The 19,561-nt window shown below is 71.8% G+C and carries 16 protein-coding genes and 1 pseudogene; 10 read left to right on the top strand and 7 right to left on the bottom strand.

Going from position 1 to position 19,561, the window contains the following annotated elements:
• Positions 1–131 precede the first annotated feature (131 nt).
• Positions 132–821 carry a LysM peptidoglycan-binding domain-containing protein gene (locus tag ACYUED_RS09545; protein ID WP_491291846.1) on the top strand — a complete coding sequence of 230 codons (690 nt, stop codon included), beginning with the start codon at positions 132–134 and terminating at the stop codon, positions 819–821.
• 114 nt (positions 822–935) lie between these two features.
• The gene (locus ACYUED_RS09540) at positions 936–1,601 is read left to right on the top strand and encodes a transglycosylase family protein (RefSeq protein WP_491291845.1); all 666 of its coding nucleotides are present in this window, start codon (positions 936–938) and stop codon (positions 1,599–1,601) included.
• On the opposite strand, the gene ACYUED_RS09535 is transcribed toward ACYUED_RS09540, so the two are convergent.
• The 3 genes from ACYUED_RS09535 to ACYUED_RS09525 are packed head-to-tail and all read right to left on the bottom strand — an operon-like array spanning position 1,501 to position 5,497.
• Positions 1,501–2,220 (bottom strand): ABC transporter ATP-binding protein, encoded by a 720-nt coding sequence (locus ACYUED_RS09535; RefSeq protein ID WP_491291844.1) that lies wholly within the window; start codon positions 2,218–2,220, stop codon positions 1,501–1,503. The two genes, ACYUED_RS09540 and ACYUED_RS09535, sit on opposite strands and share 101 nt — an antisense overlap.
• A complete protein-coding gene (locus tag ACYUED_RS09530) occupies positions 2,217–5,021 on the bottom strand; it encodes an ABC transporter permease subunit (protein ID WP_491291843.1) in 2,805 nt (934 codons plus the stop codon). The genes ACYUED_RS09535 and ACYUED_RS09530 overlap by 4 nt, the downstream gene beginning before the upstream one ends.
• The gene (locus ACYUED_RS09525; RefSeq protein ID WP_491291842.1) at positions 5,021–5,497 is read right to left on the bottom strand and encodes a hypothetical protein; all 477 of its coding nucleotides are present in this window, start codon (positions 5,495–5,497) and stop codon (positions 5,021–5,023) included. The genes ACYUED_RS09530 and ACYUED_RS09525 overlap by 1 nt, the downstream gene beginning before the upstream one ends.
• Positions 5,498–5,640: 143 nt before the next feature.
• On the opposite strand from ACYUED_RS09525, the gene ACYUED_RS09520 reads away from it, so the two are divergent.
• The 4 genes from ACYUED_RS09520 (at position 5,641) to ACYUED_RS09505 (ending at position 9,494) form a co-directional block, all read left to right on the top strand.
• The gene (locus ACYUED_RS09520) at positions 5,641–6,219 is read left to right on the top strand and encodes an MTB12 C-terminal domain-containing protein (RefSeq protein WP_491291841.1); all 579 of its coding nucleotides are present in this window, start codon (positions 5,641–5,643) and stop codon (positions 6,217–6,219) included.
• On the top strand, positions 6,188–7,501 hold the full coding sequence (locus ACYUED_RS09515; RefSeq protein WP_491291840.1) for an ABC transporter substrate-binding protein: 1,314 nt from the start codon (positions 6,188–6,190) through the stop codon (positions 7,499–7,501). The genes ACYUED_RS09520 and ACYUED_RS09515 overlap by 32 nt, the downstream gene beginning before the upstream one ends.
• A gap of 94 nt (positions 7,502–7,595) precedes the next feature.
• Positions 7,596–8,411 (top strand): hypothetical protein, encoded by an 816-nt coding sequence (locus ACYUED_RS09510; protein WP_491291839.1) that lies wholly within the window; start codon positions 7,596–7,598, stop codon positions 8,409–8,411.
• Positions 8,412–8,450: 39 nt separating this feature from the next.
• The gene (locus ACYUED_RS09505) at positions 8,451–9,494 is read left to right on the top strand and encodes a helix-turn-helix transcriptional regulator (protein WP_491291838.1); all 1,044 of its coding nucleotides are present in this window, start codon (positions 8,451–8,453) and stop codon (positions 9,492–9,494) included.
• Here ACYUED_RS09505 and ctaD read toward each other — a convergent pair.
• Positions 9,493–11,061: pseudogene (ctaD, locus tag ACYUED_RS09500) on the bottom strand (aa3-type cytochrome oxidase subunit I); the annotation flags it as partial. The gene ACYUED_RS09505 and the pseudogene ctaD overlap by 2 nt on opposite strands.
• A gap of 438 nt (positions 11,062–11,499) precedes the next feature.
• On the opposite strand from ctaD, the gene ACYUED_RS09495 reads away from it, so the two are divergent.
• A complete protein-coding gene (locus ACYUED_RS09495) occupies positions 11,500–11,715 on the top strand; it encodes an I78 family peptidase inhibitor (protein WP_266511620.1) in 216 nt (71 codons plus the stop codon).
• 113 nt (positions 11,716–11,828) lie between these two features.
• On the opposite strand, the gene ACYUED_RS09490 is transcribed toward ACYUED_RS09495, so the two are convergent.
• On the bottom strand, positions 11,829–12,851 hold the full coding sequence (locus ACYUED_RS09490) for a phosphatase PAP2 family protein (protein ID WP_491291837.1): 1,023 nt from the start codon (positions 12,849–12,851) through the stop codon (positions 11,829–11,831).
• Positions 12,852–13,088: 237 nt separating this feature from the next.
• On the bottom strand, positions 13,089–14,399 hold the full coding sequence (locus tag ACYUED_RS09485) for a mannosyltransferase family protein (protein ID WP_491291836.1): 1,311 nt from the start codon (positions 14,397–14,399) through the stop codon (positions 13,089–13,091).
• Between the two features lie 261 nt (positions 14,400–14,660).
• Here ACYUED_RS09485 and ACYUED_RS09480 point away from each other — a divergent pair, with 261 nt between their 5' ends.
• A complete protein-coding gene (locus ACYUED_RS09480; RefSeq protein ID WP_491291835.1) occupies positions 14,661–16,265 on the top strand; it encodes an MFS transporter in 1,605 nt (534 codons plus the stop codon).
• Between the two features lie 93 nt (positions 16,266–16,358).
• Positions 16,359–17,549, top strand: a complete 1,191-nt coding sequence (locus ACYUED_RS09475; protein ID WP_491291834.1) for an acyl-CoA dehydrogenase family protein — start codon at positions 16,359–16,361, stop codon at positions 17,547–17,549.
• A 37-nt stretch (positions 17,550–17,586) separates the two neighbouring features.
• On the opposite strand, the gene ACYUED_RS09470 is transcribed toward ACYUED_RS09475, so the two are convergent.
• Entirely contained in the window at positions 17,587–18,027 is a 441-nt protein-coding gene (locus tag ACYUED_RS09470) for a cell division protein SepF (protein WP_491291833.1), read from the bottom strand.
• A gap of 302 nt (positions 18,028–18,329) precedes the next feature.
• Between ACYUED_RS09470 and ACYUED_RS09465 the strand changes: the two genes are divergently transcribed.
• A complete protein-coding gene (locus tag ACYUED_RS09465) occupies positions 18,330–19,487 on the top strand; it encodes a DUF5685 family protein (protein ID WP_491291832.1) in 1,158 nt (385 codons plus the stop codon).
• Positions 19,488–19,561: the final 74 nt, after the last annotated feature.

The raw sequence follows: 19,561 nt of genomic DNA, 5'->3' as shown, positions 1-19,561 counted from the left end.
ACGTCCGCCGGCCGCACCAGGCCAGCCAGCACCACCACTCCGGCGGACGGGGCGGAGCGCGACGACCGCGTCCATGCGTGGGAAGCGCGCCCCCGCTCTGGGGGACCCCGGGTTGTTCGAGAGGGAACTTCATGTCCGAATGTGCCGATACCACTCACGGCAAGAATCGTCACGACAGCGCCGGCAGCGACAACGCTCGTAAGGCACAGTCTCGTACGACGGCGGTCCTCGCCGGGGCCGCGTTGCTCGCCGCCCCGCTCGGACTGCTGGCCGCGGCCGGCAACGCCGCCGCGGCGGACGGCGGAGTGTGGGACCGCATCGCCCGGTGCGAGAGCGGCGGCAACTGGCACATCAACACAGGCAACGGCTACTACGGCGGGCTCCAGTTCTCCGCCGGCACCTGGCGCGCCTACGGCGGCACGGCCCATGCGCCGACGGCCGACCGGGCCTCCAAGGGGCAGCAGATCGCGGTGGCCACCAAGGTCCAGCGCGCCCAGGGGTGGGGCGCCTGGCCGACCTGCTCGGCACGGGCCGGAGCGTACGGGAGCGCACCCGCGGCCTCCGCCGGCTCCGTGACCGCCAAGAAGTCTTCATCGGCCGCAGCGTCGAAGTCGTCGAAGCCGTCGAAGGCGCCGGCACGGTCGACGGGCCACACGAACCGCGGCGCCTCGCGCGGCGACTACACCGTCCGCACCGGCGACACCCTGAGCAAGATCGCCGCCCGGCACGGGACCACCTGGCAGCGGCTGTACGCCGCCAACAAGGACGTCATCGGCGGTGATCCCGACATGATCGTGGCCGGGCAGCAACTCGCACTCTGAGACGCTCCCCCTCCCCGAGTACGGGCTCCGTCCGGTCGTCCGACCGGGTGGGGCCCTCGGGCGCACCGGACGCGCCGAAGCGGCCGCGAGCCACCCAGTGCTTACCGTGGCCCGATGTTCCGCACGCATCGCAGGCCACGCACGCACCGCATGCACCGCACACCGATCGTCCTCGTCCTGGCCGCCGTCCTGCTCGGCGTCCTCGCGCCCGCCGCGGCCCAGGCGGCGCCGCCACCCCCGCGGCCCGGAGCGCTTCCGGCGACCGTGTCCCTCGACTGCGCCAAGGACCACTGGCCCTGGGGCTGTCTCGCGGAGTGCGAGAGCGGCGGGCGGTGGGACGCCAACACCGGGAACGGCTACTACGGGGGCCTGCAGTTCTCGCCGGCCACCTGGAAGGCGTTCGGCGGCCTGAAGTACGCCGCGCGCGCGGATCTCGCCACGCGCGAGGAACAGATCGCCGTGGCGGAGAAGGTGCTGGCCGCGCAGGGCTGGGAGTCCTGGCCCGTCTGCTCCCAGCGGTACAAGCTCGAAGGGCGCATGCTCATGGTGCAGCGCGGCGACACGCTGGTGTCGATCGCCGGCATGTACGGCGTCCACGGCGGCTGGCGAGGGCTCTACCGGGCCAACAAGGACATGATCGGCCGACGTCCGGACCGGGTGAACGCCGGCACGCTGCTGGTCATCCCGAAGGACTCGGCCCGCGCCGGGGAGCCGCATCGGGCCCCCGCGGTGTTCGGCCCGCCCCTGGCCTCCGTTCCCGCTCGCCCGCCTCTCCGCTGAAGACGACGGCGCCACGCCGCAGTTCGTGGACGAAGACCCCCTTCCGGTCCCGGAGCCCGGGCGGCAACCGCTGCTCGGCGACGACCACACACGCGTCGAGGGCGCTCAGCAGGTCGTACGTGCGGGCCGAGACCGCGGGCGACATGCCCTGCGCGGGCTCGTCGACGAGGACCACGCGCGCGCGTGCGAGCAGCGCGCGGGAGAGAGCGAGCATGCGCTGCTCGCCACCGGAGAGGGTGCCGGCGCGACGCGTGAGCAGGGGCCGCAGCTGCGGGTAGGCGTCGAGGGCGAAGTCGTAGTCGCCTGAGGCAAGTTCGAGGTTCTCGTGCACGGTCAGGGAGCCGAACACGGCCTGTCGTTCGGGAACCAGGCACAGCCCACGGCGTGCCCGTTCGTGGGCCGGCATCCGGCTCACGTCGACGCCGTCCCACACCACCGCGCCGCCCGACAACGGCACGGTTCCGGCCAGCGCGCGCAGGGCGGTGGTGCGGCCGGATCCGTTGCGGCCGAGGAGGACGGTGAGGCCGGGGCCGGGGCCGGGGGCGGCGAGGGTGACGCCGTGCAGGGCCTCCAGGGGGCCGTAGCGCACGCGCGCGTGGCGCAGGGAGATGCCGCTCATGGGCCGGCCTCGTCCAGTACGCGGCCGGGCGGGCCGGAGGCGACGATGCGGCCCCCCGTCATCACGTGCACGACGTCCGCGAGGTCGGCGACCAGGTCGAGGTCGTGCTCGACGACGAGGAGGGCGGTGCCGTCGGCCGCCAAAGCCTTCAGCACCCGGGCCAGCGCGGCGACTTCGGCGCTGTCGAGACCGGCGGCGGGCTCGTCGAGCAGCAGCACGCGCGGACTGCCCGCGAGGGCCCGGGCCAGCTCGACGCGGCGCAGCGTGCCGGTGGGCAGGCCCGCGGCGGGCAGTGCCCGTACCGGTCCGTTAAGTGCCAGCAGCCGCAGGGCACGCTCCACGGCTCCCGGGTCGCTCACCCGGCCCTGCTCGGCACCCACGCGGACGTTCTCGGCGACGGTCAACGACGGGAAGACGGCGAGCTGTTGGAAGGTCCTCGCGATGCCGAGGCGGGTGCGTGCGTGCGCCGTCAGCCGGGTGATGTCCCGGTCCCCGAGGCGTACGTGCCCGCGCGCGGGGCGCAGGGTGCCGGCCAGGCAGTGGAACAGGGTGCTCTTTCCGGCGCCGTTGGGGCCGACGACGGCGGTGACCCGGCCGGGGCCGACGTCGAGATCGACGCCGTCGAGCGCGGTGAAGCCGCCGTAGCGGGCGTGGAGGTGACGGACTGTGAGGCTCGGCGCGGGCGGGCGGGGGTGCACGCGGTCCCGGGCCGGGAGCCGATTCCCACGCGCACCATCCGTGCGACCTTCGTGGTCGGGGGCCGGGGGCACCGGCGGGGGGTGAGCGCCGTCGGTGGCCGCGAGTCGGTTGTGAGGCGCGGGTCGATTCCGGGGTTCGGTGCCCCCGGAGGCATCGGCGACCCCTTGGCCGGGTCGCCCCGGCGCGCGGGCACGGGAGGCCGGGGTCGCCCCCGCCAGGGCCGGCCCGCACGCCGCGCCCGCTTCCTCCACCGGCCGCAGCCGCGCCCGCACCCCCGCCCCCACCGTCGTCAGCCTCGCACTCCGCCGCGGCCGCAGGCGGGCACCCGCCGTCCGCAATGCCCCGTACGGCCCTCCGGGGAACCGCCCGACGAGTACGGCCAGCACCCCGATCAGCGCCGCCGCCACCCCACCCCGCGCCCCCGCGTCGAGCCCGACCAGCAGCGCCGCCGCGGCCAGCGCGCCCAGCGTGCTGTCGGCGCCCAGTACCACCACCGCGGCGAACCACAGCAGGCCGCGCACGGGGTCGTAGGCGCCGGGGTCGAAGGCTCGCAGGCCCATGCCGAGCATGCCGCCGCCGAGCGCGGCGAGTGCGGCGCCGCAGACGAAGGCCAGCAGCTTGAGGGAGGGGACCTGGACGCCGGCCGCCGCGGCCCCCGGCTCGTGGTCGCGCATGGCGGCCAGGGCGCGACCCGTGCGGCCCGTGCGCAGGGCGCGTGTGGCGACCAACGCGGCTGCCAGCAGGGCCAGTTCGAGGACGTAGTAGGCACGGTCGCCGTCGAAGCCCGCCGGGCGGTCCAGCGAGAGGCCGGACGTGGCGTACGGCTGGGCGAAGACGAAGCGGCTCACCCCGACGCCCACCGCGAACGTCGCCAGCGCGAGCGCGAGGCCCCGGCGGCTGATGGCCGGCCAGCCGGTCAGCAGGCCCAGCGGGGCCACCAGGACGACGGCCACGGCCAGCGCGGCCAGTTCGGGCAGCCGCGGCAGACCCGGGAAGCGGCCCGCGGCGAGCAGCGCCGTGAACAGGGCGCCGAGGCCCGCGTACGCCGCCTGGCCGAGTGAGATCTGGCCGCCGCGTCCGGTGACCACCACCAGCGACAGCAGGACCACACCCAGCGCCGGCACCTGGACCGACGTGTGCAGGTCCGAGCCTGCGAAACCGAGCGGGAGCAGGAACAGCACCACGGCGACGATCCAGACGCCCGGCGGTGTCGCCACGCGCGCGGTGGCCGTGCGCGGCAGCGCGTCGCGCGTGCCGATGCGGGGCAGCACCAGAGCCGCGACCAGCAGGGCGACGACGAACAGGTTCGCGCCCACCGCCTGCAGCAACGGCTCGCCCCAGCCCCGTGGATGCAGCCGCGTCAGCTGGCTCTGCGCCACCCCGATGCCCAGCGCCACGACGACAGCCACCGGCAGGCTGCGCATCCGCGCCGCCACCGCGACCGCCACCACCTCCATGACGAGCAGCGGCAGCCCGTACGGGTCCAGACGCACGAACGGCGCCAGCAGCACGCCCGTCAGGCCCGCCGTGAACGAACCGAACGCCCAGCCCGCCGCGGCCACCCGGTCCGCGTCGATCCCGACCAGCACCGCGAGCTGCCGGTCGTCGACCACGGCCCGCAGCTCCCGCCCGAACCGAGTCCAGCGGATCACGGCCCCGACCCCCGCGGCCAGCACGACCACCACGGCCAGCTGCCCCCAGGGGTCCTGCGACACCAGCTCCGGCGCGTCGTCCCGCGCCCCCTGCCCCCACACCAGGGCAGCCCCGCCCACCAGCAGCACGAACACCCCGATGGAGGCGACCAGCGTCTGCGCGGGGTCGCCGCCCAGGACCGCGAGCGGCCGGAAGACGAACCGCTCCAGCGCCACGCCGACCGCAGGTGCCAGCAGGACGAGCGTCACCGTCGCCCCCAGCCACAGGGGCCAGCCCCACTCGACCACGCACTGCCGCAGCGCGTACGCGCACACCATGGCGATCGCGCCGTGCGCGAAGTTGAGGACGCCGGTCGCGCGGTACGTCACGATCAGGCCGATCCCGGTGAGCGCGGCCGCGCTGCCGACCGAGAGACCGGCGAGCGTGAGGTCGTACGTCAGCGAGGACATCAGTCGGTCTCGTCGGCGGGCTCGCAGATCGGGCAGGGGCCCAGCTCGCCGCCGGTCAGCAGCTTCGCGTCGACCGGCACGGCTTCCGCCTTCCCCGCGACCAGGGGGCAGTCCGCGCGGTGCCACAGGGTGCCGCCGGGCACCATCAGCAGGTCCCCGCTGACCGCGAGGGGCAGGGTGACGGCCTGACCGGGCCCGTCGGTGTCGGTGGCATCCGCGGCCACCAGGAGGCCGTACAGCTCCTCCACGCGCGCGGCGGCGAGGGCGTTGCAGCCATGGGTGAGCAGCACCGACCCGGCGATGATCAGCGCCGCGCCGGGGACCGTGCAGGAGGCGAGGTAGGGAAGTTGGCGCTCGGCGTACCGCTCGCCGGAGATGCCGTACCAGCCGATGACACACAGCACCGCGCCTGCGGCGAGCGCGGCCCAGCCGGCCCACAGCACGGGGTGTGCACTCCGCAGTCGGCCTGTCCGCATCGCTGGCTCCCACACGTCGCATGTTCGTGCATGTGCCTGCCGCTATTCCATGTAAGCCAATGGACTTGCACTATGCCTCCTGGAAGCTGACCCTGAAAGCACCGGGTGCACCTTGCCCGGACCGACACCCGGTGGTGAGCCAGATGGTTCTCGGGAGCGACCTCAGGCGGGGGAACGCAGGCAGGGGGCGCGGTCCAAGGGCGGCGGGACGGGGCCCGGTGTTCGCGGCCGCCCTCGTTCTCGTCCTCGCCCCGGTCCTCGCGGCGTGCAGTGACGACAGTGGCGGTGGCAGCGAGACCCCGCCGCCCACCCCTTCCGTCCACAGGACGACGACGAGCGCGCCGGCCACGGCCCCCGCCGACCCGGCGGCGGCCAAGCAGGAGATCTCCAGGAACTGGCAGACGTTCTTCGACCCGAGGACGTCCCTGGCGGACAAGCAGAAGGTCCTGGAGAACGGCGAGGAGATGGCCCCGGTCCTGAAGGCCTTCAGCGGCGACAAGCGCGGCGGGCAGGTGCAGGCGAAGGTCCGGAAGATCGAGTTCACCAAGGCGACCGCGGCGACCGTCACCTACGCGCTGACCCTCAACGGCGCCACCGCCCTGCCGAACGCCTCCGGGACCTCGGTCGAGCAGAACGGCACCTGGAAGGTGTCCGTCAACACCCTGTGCGCGCTGGTCCGGTTGAGCGGCGATGCGTCGGCTTCGCCGGCCGCGGGCTGCTAGCCCCGGGACCCGGAGCGCCGCCGCCGCGGCGTTGCTGCTCCTGCTGGGCACGGCCTGCGGCAGCCGCCTGCCGGAGAGCGACTTCGAGCACGGCGGCCGGTCGAACGCGCCCGCGCCCAGCGCCGGCACGCCCCTGCGTGTCGGGATCGTCACCAGCGCCACCAGCCCGGTCGGCGGCAACGCCTTCACCGGCCCGCGCGACGGAGCCAAGGCCTTCTTCGACCGGCTCAACGCGCACGGGGGCATCGACGGACATCCGGTCGAGGTGAGCGAGTGCGACGACGGCGGCAGCGGAGTCGGCAACAACGCCTGCGTGCACCAACTGATCGACGAGGACAAGGTGGTCGCCCTGGTCGCCACCACCGCACTGGACTACGCGGGCGCCTCCCGCGTCTCCCACGCGCGCGTGCCCGACATCGGCGGCCAGCCCATCGGGGCCGCCTACGACACCTGGCCGCACCTGTACGGCATCTACGGCAGCCTCGCGCCCAGGAACGGCACCCCCGGCTGGGACGGGAAGCTGTACGGCGGCACCGAGGTCTACCGCTACTTCAAGCGCGAGAAGGGCGCCCGTACGGCCGCCGTCGTCTCGTACAACCAGGCCTCTTCGGCCGCCTACGCGCGGCTCGTCGAGCAGGGCCTGAAGGCCGAGGGGTACAAGGTGGTCACGGAGCAGGTCGACTTTGCCCTGCCCAACTTCGGTGCGGCTGCCGCCGACTTGAAGGAACAGGGCGCGGACCTGGTCTTCGACGCCATCGACACGCACGGCAACGCCCAGCTGTGCAAGGCGATGGACGAGGTCGGTGCGAAGGTGATCGCCAAGGTCACCAACGTGCAGAACTGGACGTCCACCGTCGTGGACGACTACAAGGACTCCCCGCGCTGCCGCAACGCCCTCTGGGCGACCGGATCCAGCCGCGACTACGAGGACACGGACAACCCGGCCGTACGGCGGTTCCGGGACGCCACCGAGGGCCTGAAGACGCACTCCCAATGGCAGTTGGAGGGGTGGGCGGCCGCCATGTGGTTCAGGGACGCGGCGAAGTCCTGCGCCCGGACGGGCATCACGCGCGCGTGCGTGGACGCCTTCATGAACCGCGGCGGGAACCGCACCGCGGACGGGCTGCTGGTCCCCGTCACGTTCCGGCGACTGGCCGAGCCGCCGAAGACCCGCAGGACCTGTCTGTCGGTGGCCCGCTGGCAGGACGGCAGGGGCTGGGTGTCCCAGGGGGACATGAACAGCACCTGCTTCGACGTGCCGCAGCTCCCCTACCGGCCGTAGACCGGGCCCGGGTAAAGGGCAACCAAAGGGCCTGTTCGCAGGTCTGACGGAGCAGGACGGACCGGGAAGGAAACCGAGAAGGGATCCGTGCCGCATGACGACGTTGGCTCCGCAGTCCACACCGCTGCGCGCCGACTGCATCGCCGACTCGGCGGGCGGGCTGACGTTCGACGTCGCCGCGGCCTGCGACAGCGGCGCCGCCCTCCTGGTCCTGCGCCGCCGTTCGGGACACGACGAGGTCTGCCTGCCGCTGACCCCGGCCGCGGACGGCCGGCTGCGTGCCGCGCTGCCCGGCATCGTCGCCCTCCCCGAGGGCCGCTGGGACGCCTACGCGCGCGTGGACGCCGAAGAGCCGCGCCGTCTGGTGCCCGGCGCCACCGACCTGCGCCCGCTCGCCGCACGCACCCCCAGCGGCTCCCGCGGCCATGTCGCCGTCCGCATCCCGTACGCGACCCGGCAGGGCAATCTCTCCGTCCGCAGCTGGCTGCGCGCCCCGCACGCAGAGGCGGGCGAACTCCGCATCGGACAGGGTGTGTTGACCGTGACCGGGCGCGTGTACGGCATCGGGCTCGGCCCCCGCGCGTACGCCGAGGTACGCGGGCGCCACGCATCCGTCCCGGCACGGCGGAGCGAAGTCCTCGCCGACCGGACCGAGTTCCGCTTCAAGGTGGCGTACGGCGCCCTGGAGCCCGGCGTGTGGGACCTGTGGCTGCGGCCCGCGGGGGAGACGGGGCCGGCGGTGCGCATCGCCCGGCTGCTCGACGACGTGGCCGACAAGAGGTCCGTGTTCACCTGTCCACGCGTGCGCGTGGACGCGTCGTACGGGCCGGTGAAGGCCGGGCCGTACTACACGCGGGACAACGACCTGTCCGTGTCCGTCACCGAGGTGTCCCACACCGGGCACCCTTGAGGACCATAACTGTCCGCAATCCCTGGCAGACTCGGCGCCATGTTGGAGACCTCGGCACGACTGCTGCGCCTGCTCTCGCTCCTCCAGGCCCACCGTGAGTGGTCGGGCGCCGATCTCGCCGGCCGTCTCGGCGTCACCCCGCGCACCGTGCGCCGGGACGTCGACCGGCTGCGAGAGCTGGGCTACCCCGTCAACGCCAGTCCCGGTACCGGCGGCGGCTACCAGCTGGGCGCGGGCGCCGAGCTGCCGCCGCTGTTGCTGGACGACGACGAGGCGGTCGCCGTCGCCGTCGGGCTGCGCACGGCCGCCGGACAGGGCATCGAGGGCATCGGCGAGACCTCCGTCCGGGCCCTCGCCAAGCTGGAGCAGGTGCTGCCCGGCCGGCTGCGCCGTCGTGTCGGCGCCCTCAACGCCTTCACCGTGCCGATGCTGCGCGGCCCCCAGCCCGACGCCGTCGACCCGGCGGTCCTCACCGAGGTGGCCAATCTGTGCCGGGACTCCGAGCGCCTGCGCTTCGAGTACCGCAGCCACGACGGCGTCTCCACCCGCCGTACCGTCGAACCGCACCGTCTGGTGTGCACCGAGCGCCGCTGGTACCTGGTCGCCTGGGACCTGGACCGCGACGACTGGCGTACGTTCCGCGTCGACCGCATCACGCCCAAGCCGCCGCACGGCCCGCGCTTCGCCCCGCGCACCCCGCCTGCCGAGGATCTCGCCGCGTATGTCTCGAAGGGCGTCTCCACGCGCGCGTACGCCTCGCACGCCGTCGTCCGGCTGCTCGTACCGCTGGAGGAGGCCAGGGAACGCGTCTCGCCCTCGGCCGGCCGACTGGAGGCGGAGGGCCCGGACAGCTGCATCCTGCGCACCGGGGCCGCGAGCCTCGACGTGATGGTGATTCACGTGATGCTGATGGGTTTCGAGTTCGAGGTGCTGGAGCCGTCCGAACTCACCGAGGCGATCAGGACCGCTCGGGACCGGCTGTCTCGCGCTCTTCTCCGCGAGGCTCCTCACGACTCGCCGCGAACTCGGGATGGTGCAGGTCGAACGCCGGGGACTCGGAGCGGATCAGGGGCAGCGTCGTGAAGTTGTGCCGAGGCGGCGGGCAGGAGGTCGCCCACTCCAGGGAGCGGCCGTAGCCCCAGGGGTCGTCGACCTCGACCTTCTCGCCGTACTTGGCGGTCTTCCAGACGTTGTAGAGGAACGGCAGCGTCGACGTGCCCAGCAGGAACGCGCCGATCGTCGAGATCGTGTTGAGGGCCGTGAACCCGTCCGCCGCGAGGTAGTCGGCGTACCGGCGCGGCATACCCTCCGCGCCCAGCCAGTGCTGCACCAGGAACGTGGTGTGGAAGCCGACGAACAGCGTCCAGAAGTGGATCTTCCCCAGCCGCTCGTCGAGCATCTTGCCGGTGAACTTGGGCCACCAGAAGTAGAACCCTCCGAAGATCGCGAAGACGACGGTGCCGAACACGACGTAGTGGAAGTGCGCCACGACGAAGTAGGTGTCCGAGACGTGGAAGTCCAGCGGCGGCGACGCCAGGATCACCCCGGTCAGACCGCCGAACAGGAACGTCACCAAGAAGCCCGTCGCCCACAGCATCGGCGTCTCGAAGGACAGCGAGCCCTTGATCATCGTGCCGATCCAGTTGAAGAACTTCACACCGGTGGGCACGGCGATGAGGAACGTCATGAAGGCGAAGAACGGCAGCAGCACCGCCCCGGTGACGAACATGTGGTGCGCCCACACCACCACCGACAGCCCGGTGATCGCCATCGTCGCGCCGACCAGCGTCAGATAGCCGAAGATCGGCTTGCGGCTGAAGACCGGGATGATCTCCGAGATGATGCCGAAGAACGGCAGCGCGATGATGTACACCTCGGGATGGCCGAAGAACCAGAACAGGTGCTGCCACAGCAGCGCCCCGCCGTTGGCCGCGTCGAAGACCTGCGCCCCGAACCGCCGGTCCGCCTCCAGGCACAGCAGCGCCGCCGCGAGCACCGGGAACGCCATCAGGATCAGGATCGACGTGAACAGCGTGTTCCAGGTGAAGATCGGCATCCGGAACATCGTCATGCCGGGGGCGCGCATCCCGATGATGGTGGTGATGAAGTTGACCGCGCCGAGGATGGTGCCGAAGCCGGCCAGCGCGAGCCCCATGATCCACAAGTCGGGTCCGACCCCGGGTGAGCGCACCTCGCTGTTGAGCGGAGCGTAGGCGAACCAGCCGAAGGCGGCGGGGCCGCCGGGCACGATCAGCGAGCCGAGCACGATCAGGCCGCCGAACAGGAAGAACCAGTAGGACAGCATGTTCAGGCGCGGGAAGGCGACATCGGGGGAGCCGATCTGCAGGGGCATCAACTCGTTGGCGAAGCCCGCGAACATCGGCGTCGCGAACAGCAGCAGCATGACCGTGCCGTGCAGGGTGAACAGCTGGTTGAACTGGTTGTTGTCCATGATCTGCAGTCCCGGCCGGGCGAGTTCGGCGCGCATCAGCAGCGCCATCACCCCGCCGATCAGGAAGAAGACGAACGACGTGATCAGGTACAGGTGCCCGATCTTCTTGTGGTCGGTGGTCGTGAGCCAGTCGACGATCACCCGCCCCTGACCGGTCGGCACGGGCCGCGCCGCCGTCTGCACCGTCTGGGTCCCCATCGCTCGCTCGCCCTTCGCTCGTCGCGCCCCGGGTCCGCCGAAGCCCGCGCACGCGTACCCACGAGCTCACGTCATGATGCTCGCGTCGCCGCGCGCTCCGACAGCGGGTGCGCGGGGGTTGTGTGCTGGAACCGTGCATTTCCTATGCGGTGTCAGCTCCCGCGAACCCGCCCGGAATCGGAGGGAAATCGAATCCGGGAGTGCCCCGGTGGCGGTACTCACGGCACTTTCCGTCCGGCTATTCGACAAGCCGTGGCGACACGCGGGAATTACGTTCGATTGCCTGCGTAAGGCGTACGGAACCGCTCGTACGTGTGAGTGAGTCGAGCCGAAACACCTGTCGTTGTCCTGTGACAGAAGTGTGACCGGAGGGGTACCCGTGGCCCCTGGGACCGGGCCGGGCTTCCCCGGTCGCCGGGGAAGGCCTAGCGTGGCGGCATGGCACCGATTCCCACTCCTCAAGCGGAGCCCCAGGACAGTCCGGACGGGTACGTCGGCCTCGAAGCGGCCAGGGCCGAGCGGCTCGCGCGCGAGAAGGGCTGGCCCACGGTGCGCTCACTGCCACCGGGCGCGATCATCACCATGGAGTACCGCGTCGGGCGGCTGAACTTCGAGGTCAAGGACGGCACCGTGGCCCGGGCCTGGAAGGGCTGAGCCGGCCGACGCACGACGAAGGCCCCGGTTCCTGGACGGGAACCGGGGCCTTCGTCGTGCGGGGCTTGGCTGTGCGTACCGGACCCCGCTGTCCTGGAGGCTGTCCTGTGGGGTCAGCCGCCCGTGAGCGGGCGGGCCGTGGAGGCCGTCGCGCCGCGTGGCATGCGGTCGGAGTGCGGTGGGCGGCGGCTGCCGACCGGAGTGACCGGAGTGCGCTCCGAGCGGGCCGTGTGCGGGCCCGGGGCCAAGAAGGCGGGCGCCCGGGCCGAGCGGGGCGAGGAGGAGACCGACTCGCGGGCCGCGACCTCCTCCTGCGCGGCCGACCGCCGCTTGAGCAGTACCGGGGAGCCGACCGGAGCGGCCGGTGCAGGGGCGCCACCGCGGGCGCGCCAGCGGTCGCGCAGGTCGAAGATCGCGACCTCGGCCCTGGCGATCAGCGGCTCGCACCACGGAAGGGCCAGCAGGATCAGCAGGCCGGCGGCCCAGCCGAGGAGCACGTCGCTCAGCCAGTGCGTACCGAGGTAGACAGTGGCCATCCCGACGCCCAGCGAGGTCACCGCGGAGACGGCGGACAGCCAGCGGCGGGCTCGCGGTGTGGAGGCCAGATAGGCCAGGATTCCCCAGGTCACCACGGCGTTCGCGGTGTGGCCGCTGGGAAATATATCGCCGCCGAGACCCATCTCGTTCGAGCCGATCGTGGTCGCGTAGTGCGGTCCCAGACGGCCCATGCCGAGTTTGGCGGCGCCGACCGTGATGTTCAGCAGCAGCAGCGAGGCGCCCAGCGTCAGCAGCGGGCGCAGTGTGTGCTGCCGCCAGGAGCGCCAGCCCAGCCAGGCCGCGACCATCACCGCGGTCGGGCCGCGCTGGCCGAGAACCACGTAGTAGTCGACGAACCAGTGGATGCCCTGCCACTGCTGGTACGGCCGGAAGAACATGACCTGCCAGTCCAGGCGGACCAGCCAGGAGGTGGTCACGACGGCCCACACGATCGCCAGATAGAAGGCCAGGGTCCCGGTCAGCAACGCGACCCTGTGCCTGCTCATCTTCGGCACATCGATGTGGGCCGGCCGTTCCGGCTCCCGGTCCAGCCTCGCGAACACCCGGTCCAGACGGGTGAGGTTTCGTTCGGTACGCACCCAATCGACGTTACAGCGGGGGAGCTCAGTTCTCCGTCGAATCAGCTGCTTTGTGATGACGATGTGATGTGGGATTCCTCTCAGGAGGCCCTTTATTTCCAAGGAATCCGCAATGCCGGACGATGCTTCCCTTCAATTCCTTTGATCATTCTGCGAATCAGTTTAATGGGACTTATGAATTCGTTCACCGAATGCTGGGGCGGATTTTTCCGGACGCTCACCGGGCCGGCGGGCGGATCATGGTGGACCGGAGCCGTTCAGCCAGAACGCTCCGTACACGGCCGATGCCAGTGCGGCACCGCCGACCACCAGCGCCGACCTGGGGATACGCAGTCGCGCCAGGGCCGTGGCGAGGGGCAGCAGAAGCGGGAAGGCGGGCAGCAGCAGGCGCGGTTTCGAGCCGAAGTAGCTCGACGCGCACAGGGTGAGCGCGGTGACCACACCCGCGTACACCAGCAGCACAAGCGGCTGACGCTGCCGTACGCAGGCGACGTACAGCCAGACCACCAGCCCGACCCCGACGATCAGTCCGACACCCGCCAGGGCCGACGGGAACGACGTGAACTGGTCGGCGACGAAGCGGGCGAAGGCGGCCCCGCCGTCGAAGCCGTTGCGCCAGCCCGCCTGGACGTCCAGATAGCCCAGCGGGCCCTTGCCGGTGTGATGGCCGACCCACAGGACGTAGCCGGCGGTGCCGAGCGGGGCCAGCAGCATGGCCAGGGCGCGTCGTACGGCACTGGGGGCGCGCGCCGCGTCCCGCGCGCCGTCGAGCGCGGCCACACGCTCTGCGGGGCCGTCTCCGGACGGCGCTGGGGCGCGTTCGCCCGAACGAGCGACCCTCCCGTCCGCCGTGCTGCGCTCTCGCCCGAACGAGGCGACCCCGGCCACCCATACGGCCGCGACGACGGCGAGCCCGACCGGCCGGGTCAGCCCCGCCAGCGCGGCCAGCAGGCCCGCCGTCAGCCAGCGCCCGGTCAGCACGGCATACAGCGACCAGGCGGCGAGCGCCGTGAACAGCGACTCGCTGTACGCCATCGACTGCACGATCCCGACCGGCAGCACGGCCCACAGCAGCACCGCGCAGACGCCCACCCGTCTCCCATCGCCGCCCTTCCCAGGCCGCGCTTCGCGCCCTTCCTGATTCCTGCTGCCGTACACATGGTCCGCGACCGCGAAGATCCCCCAGGCCGCCGCGAGCGAGGCGAGCAGGCTGACGACGAAGCCGGCGTCGGCGTACGGCAGGGGTGTGACGGCGTGCAGCAGCCGCTCAAGCCAGGGCAGCAGCGGGAAGAAGGCCAGGTTCGAGTGCAGGTCGCCGTTCGGCAGGCGCACCTCGTAGCCGTAGCCGAGTTCGGCGACCCTCGTGTACCACAGCGCGTCCCAGCGGGCCGTCAGCAGTGTGTACGCGCTCTTGTCACGCGCACCGCTCCACAGGACCAGGGTGAGCAGGCCCAGGCAACGCACGGCCGCGTACCCGAGCAGGGCCGGGGCCGCTCTGCGCAGGGCTGTGTCGCCGGGGGCTGTCACGCGCGTCGCAAGATCGGTCACGGGCTCGATTATCGACGGCCCACGGAACCGGGGGGCCGGGCGGGGCGTGGACGAGGGAGAGGGGGAGTGGCGTACGCCACACGGGTGGGTGCGAAGTCTGAGAGGTCCGCCACGTGACCCTGGCGCGAACTCGCGTACGCTGACGTGTCACTCGCCTTCGTTGCGCGGGCCGGAGACCACCGCTCCTCTCCGGCCGAGACCACGGGGAGTCCCCACCCCGTGTGCCCGCCGACCGCGAGGGAACATCTGGGAGGTACGTACATGTCCGGGACGACCACGGCCGCCGCTGCACTGCGCCGTCGGGCGGCCGGGGCCGGTGCAAACCGCTGGGTCGTCCTCTTCGTCCTCTGTACGAGCCTGCTGCTGGTCGCGGTCGACGCGACAGTGCTGCACGTGGCGGTGCCCGCCGTCACCGAGGACCTCAAGCCCGGCGCGATATCGCTGCTCTGGATCGTCGACGTCTACCCCCTCGCCTGCGCCTCGCTGCTGATCCTCTTCGGCACGCTCGGCGACCGGGTCGGCCGCAGACGAATCCTCCTTCTCGGTTACGGCCTCTTCGGCGTCGCCTCCGGTCTCGCGGCCCTCGCCCACGACCCGCTGGTCCTGATCCTCGCGCGGGCGCTGCTCGGCGTCGGCGGCGCGATGATCATGCCCGCGACGCTCTCGATCCTCCGCCAGGTCTTTCCGGACCGGCGCGAGCGGGCCGTCGCGATCGGCGTCTGGAGCGCCGTCGCCGCGGTCGGCGCCGCGGTCGGGCCGCTGCTCGGCGGCTTCCTGCTGGAGCACTTCTGGTGGGGCTCGGTCTTCCTAGTCAACATCCCGCTGATGCTGGTCAGCCTGCCGGTGGGCCGGCTGCTGCTGCCCGAGTCGCGGGGCGCAGGCGACGGCCCCTGGGACGTCGTCGGCGCGCTGATGGCCGCCGCCGGACTGTTCGGCGTGGTCCTGGGCGTGAAGCAGCTCGGCGGCGGCGATCCGGGCGTGCTCGCCGCGGTGCCCCTGGCCGTGGGTGCGCTGCTGCTGGTCTTTTTCGTACGACGGCAGCGGCGCCGTACGCATCCGCTCGTCGACCTCGGAATGTTCGCGCGGCCCGCTTTCAGCACGGCCGTGGGGTGCATCGTGCTCGCGATGCTCGCCCTGGTGGGCCTTGAGCTGATCGCGGCGCAGTATCTGCAGCTGGTGCTGGAACTGTCACCGCTGGAGACGGGACTGCGACTGCTGCCGCTGACGTTCGCGGCGATGGCGGCGGGCCTGGCGGGAGCGCGCATGCTCCGCCGTTTCGGCCCGCGCCGGATGGTCTGCTTCGGGTTCTGCCTCACCGCTGTGGCCGTACTGGTGCTCACGGCGATGGGCGCGACCGACAACACGGGCCTGCTGCTGGTCGGGTTCCTCCTGCTGGGCTTCGGCCTGGAGACGACGCTCTTCGGGGCGTACGAGTCGATGCTGAGCGAGGCACCGCCGGCTCAGGCGGGTGGCGCGGCGGCGATCGGCGAGACGTCGTACCAGCTCGGGGCGGGCATGGGCATCGCCCTCCTGGGCACCGTCATGAACGCGGCCTACGCGCCCGGGCTCTCGAAGGTGCCCGGCGTCCCCGCGTCGGCGTCCTCGGCCGCGGGGCATTCGCTGGGTGAGGCGTACGACGTCGCCGCACATCTCGGCGGGCCCGTCGGAGTGGCGCTGCGACGGGCGGCCCGGGACTCCTTCGTGCACGGGCTGCATGTGACCCTGCTGGTCAGCGCGGGACTGCTGCTGCTCGGTGCGGTGATGGCGCTGCGGTTGCCGCGGGTCATGCAGTGCGGCGAGCCCGCGGCGCCGCCGGTGGAGCTCCCGGCGCCCCGCGAGGTCGCGGACTCCCGCGTTTCGGCCTGACCTCTCCCACTGGACGTACGGGACACTGCGTCGTAACGTCACCTCGAACTGTGACTAGCGGTGCTAGTTTTCATGCGTGCCGGAGGGTGTCCCATGTCCGCGTCCTCGAAGTTGCCCCCCTTCGATCCCGCCGACCCGCTCGGGATCGACGACCTGCTGGAACCGGAGGACCTGGCCGTCCGCGACACGGTGCGGGCCTGGGCCACGGACCGCGTGCTGCCGTTCGTGGCCGACTGGTACGAGAAGGGGGAACTGCCACAGATCAGGGAACTCGCCCGTGAGCTCGGCGGCATCGGTGCCCTCGGCATGTCGCTCACCGGATACGGGTGCGCGGGGGCGAGCGCCGTGCAGTACGGGCTCGCCTGCCTGGAACTGGAGGCCGCCGACTCCGGGATCCGGTCCCTGGTCTCGGTGCAGGGATCGCTCGCGATGTACGCGATCCATCGGTTCGGGAGCGAGGAGCAGAAGCAGACCTGGCTGCCGCGCATGGCCGCCGGTGAGGTCATCGGCTGCTTCGGGCTGACCGAACCCGACCACGGCTCCGACCCCGCCGCGATGCGGACGTACGCCAAGCGGGACGGCGGCGACTGGATCCTCAACGGACGGAAGATGTGGATCACCAACGGCTCGGTCGCCGGGGTCGCGGTGGTCTGGGCACAGACCGATGACGGGATCCGCGGGTTCGTCGTGCCCACCGGGAGCGCCGGGTTCGCCGCGCCCGAGATCAAGCACAAGTGGTCGCTGCGGGCCAGCGTCACGAGCGAACTCGTCCTCGACGACGTACGGCTGCCCGCCGACGCCGTGCTGCCCGAGGTCGTCGGCCTCAAGGGCCCTCTCAGCTGTCTCTCGCACGCCCGTTACGGCATCGTCTGGGGAGCGATGGGCGCGGCACGCAGCTGTTTCGAGGCCGCCGTCGACTACGCGAAGTCGCGCGAGCAGTTCGGGCGGCCCATCGGGGGGTTCCAGCTCACCCAGGCCAAACTCGCCGACATGGCGGTCGAACTGCACAAGGGGATTCTGCTCGCCCACCATCTGGGGCGGCGCATGGACGCCGGCCGCCTGCGTCCCGAGCAGGTCAGCTTCGGCAAGCTCAACAACGTACGAGAAGCGATCGAGATCTGCCGTACGTCACGCACGATCCTCGGCGCCAACGGGATCTCGCTCGAATACCCCGTCATGCGGCATGCGACCAACCTCGAGTCGGTGCTGACGTACGAAGGCACCGTCGAGATGCACCAGCTCGTGCTGGGCAAGGCGCTCACCGGACTCGACGCCTTTCGGTAGACCCTGCGCGGGGGCAGGGCCGGTGAGCGGCCCTGCCTCAGCTCTGGTTGAAGAAACCGTCCGCACGGCGCGCGGCCGGTTCCCCGCTCACGATCTCCGTGTCGGCCGGAGTGAGCAGGAAAACGCGGTTGGACACACGGTCGATCGAACCGCGCAGGCCGAAGATGAGCCCGGCCGCGAAGTCGACGACGCGCTTGGCGTCGCCCGCCTCCATGGCGGTGAGGTTCACGATGACCGGCACACCCTCACGGAACAGCTCGCCGATGGCGCGGGCGTCCCGGAAGCTGTCCGGGGTCACCGTGCCGATGCGACGGTCCTTTTCCTCCGCGGCTTCCGAGGCCACCTTGACCCGCGGGTCCGTGACCCAGGCCTCCGCGGGCTGCTCGGTCCCTTCGGAGTAGTCGTCGTCGTAGTAACGCTCGTCATCGTTGTCGTCGACGAGGCCAAGCCAGGCACTTGCCTTGCGTACCGATCCCATGGACGCCTCCTCTCACAGCGGTCCTTCTGCTTTCCGCACCCCTATGGTCATCCATGATGCGGTTGGCGCGCCAAGTGGATAGACGCCGCGCGGGGGGTTTGTGACGGTACTGGTGCAGAGCGAATCCGTCGAGAGCCCGGGTATCCCAAGGGCGTTGCAGTATGCCGATGCTGACTGTGAGTGAAATATGATTCTTCACGGCGTACGGGTGACGGGCGGGGCGTACGGGTGAACGGGGTGGTCGATACGATGCCGCCGCTCAACGCCGCATCAGAAGTCACATGCGTCACGGGGGGATCATCGTGTTCGGAATCGTCAGGCCCTGTAGCCATCGGCTCGGTGAGCGTCTCAAGTCCCAGTGGATGGCGCACTTGTGCGGGCTGTGTCTCGCGCTGCGCAAGGACCACGGGCAGTTCGCGCGGGTCGTCACCAACTACGACGGACTGCTCATATCGGTTCTGACGGAGGCTCAGGCGGAACGGGCCGGGGAATGGCGGCGTACGGCAGGGCCCTGTCCGTTGCGCGGGATGCGTACCGCGTCCGTCGCGCAGGGAGAAGGAGCGCGGCTCGCGGCCGCCGTCTCGCTGGTGCTCGCCTCGGCCAAGGTCAGGGACCATGTCGCCGACGGGGACGGCCTGCTGGCGCGCAGGCCGGTCGCGCTCGCCGCACGCCGGGTGGCGTCGGGCTGGGGCGCGGCAGGGGCCCGTACGGGATCCGAGGTCGGGTTCGACACGGCGGTTCTGGTGGACGCCGTGGAGCGGCAGCTCGGCATCGAGGCGCTCGCCGGGCTCGGGACGCCGGTACTGACCGTCACCGAACCGACGGAGACGGCCACCGCGGCGGCCTTCGCGCACACCGCGGTCCTGGCGGGACGGCCGGGCAACGCCGAGTCGCTGGCCGAGGCCGGGCGGCTGTTCGGCCGGCTCGCGCATCTGCTGGATGCCGTGGAGGACAAGGAAACTGACGCTGCGTCGGGTGCCTGGAACCCGCTCACCGCGACCGGGACCTCGCTCGCCGAGGCCCGGCGGCTCGCCGACGACGCCCTGCACGGGATACGGCTCGCGCTGCGCGAGGTGGACTTCGAGGAGGGCAGGCTGGCGCATCGGCTGCTCGTGCACGAGCTGCGCGTCTCCGTCGACCGGGCCTTCGGTGCGGCGGCCTGTGCGCACGGGTCGGCCCCGACGCCGGCCGGGTCGTACGCGCCGCCCGGTGGTCCGCCACTGCCCCCTCAGCCGCCTCGGCGCGTCAGGCGCGGGCTGCTGGCGGGCTGTGCGGTGTGGGCGGGGCTCGCCTGTACGTGCCAGATGTGCTGCGGCGAGTACGACGATCCGTGGAGCCGTGAGCGCAAGGACGGATTCTGCAAGGACACGGACTGCGGCGATTGCTGTGAGTGCTGCAGTTGCTGTGACTGCGACTGCTGTGATGGGTGCGACTGCTGCGACTGCGGGTGTGACTGCTGAACCGGGGCACCGCGGTTTCGGGGCGTCCTAGCTGAACGGGGAACGGCCCATGGACGTAAAGCCTGTTGGGGATG

The sequence above is a fragment of the Streptomyces sp. DF42 genome (genome assembly GCF_058267695.1).
The sequence above is the reverse complement of the archived record's forward strand: the minus strand, read 5'-3'. Positions and strand labels throughout refer to the sequence as shown.

Excerpts from the sequence above, each read along its gene's own strand:
- ACYUED_RS09495 (WP_266511620.1), top strand. The coding sequence starts at position 11,500 with ATGGCACCGATTCCCACTCCTCAAGCGGAGCCCCAGGACAGTCCGGAC.
- ACYUED_RS09480 (WP_491291835.1), top strand. The coding sequence starts at position 14,661 with ATGTCCGGGACGACCACGGCCGCCGCTGCACTGCGCCGTCGGGCGGCC.
- ACYUED_RS09515 (WP_491291840.1), top strand. The coding sequence starts at position 6,188 with ATGCGTCGGCTTCGCCGGCCGCGGGCTGCTAGCCCCGGGACCCGGAGC.
- ACYUED_RS09520 (WP_491291841.1), top strand. The coding sequence starts at position 5,641 with ATGGTTCTCGGGAGCGACCTCAGGCGGGGGAACGCAGGCAGGGGGCGC.
- ACYUED_RS09525 (WP_491291842.1), bottom strand. The coding sequence starts at position 5,497 with ATGCGGACAGGCCGACTGCGGAGTGCACACCCCGTGCTGTGGGCCGGC.
- ACYUED_RS09510 (WP_491291839.1), top strand. The coding sequence starts at position 7,596 with ATGACGACGTTGGCTCCGCAGTCCACACCGCTGCGCGCCGACTGCATC.
- ACYUED_RS09475 (WP_491291834.1), top strand. The coding sequence starts at position 16,359 with ATGTCCGCGTCCTCGAAGTTGCCCCCCTTCGATCCCGCCGACCCGCTC.
- ACYUED_RS09540 (WP_491291845.1), top strand. The coding sequence starts at position 936 with ATGTTCCGCACGCATCGCAGGCCACGCACGCACCGCATGCACCGCACA.
- ACYUED_RS09505 (WP_491291838.1), top strand. The coding sequence starts at position 8,451 with ATGTTGGAGACCTCGGCACGACTGCTGCGCCTGCTCTCGCTCCTCCAG.
- ACYUED_RS09535 (WP_491291844.1), bottom strand. The coding sequence starts at position 2,220 with ATGAGCGGCATCTCCCTGCGCCACGCGCGCGTGCGCTACGGCCCCCTG.
- ACYUED_RS09470 (WP_491291833.1), bottom strand. The coding sequence starts at position 18,027 with ATGGGATCGGTACGCAAGGCAAGTGCCTGGCTTGGCCTCGTCGACGAC.
- ACYUED_RS09545 (WP_491291846.1), top strand. The coding sequence starts at position 132 with ATGTCCGAATGTGCCGATACCACTCACGGCAAGAATCGTCACGACAGC.
- ACYUED_RS09530 (WP_491291843.1), bottom strand. The coding sequence starts at position 5,021 with ATGTCCTCGCTGACGTACGACCTCACGCTCGCCGGTCTCTCGGTCGGC.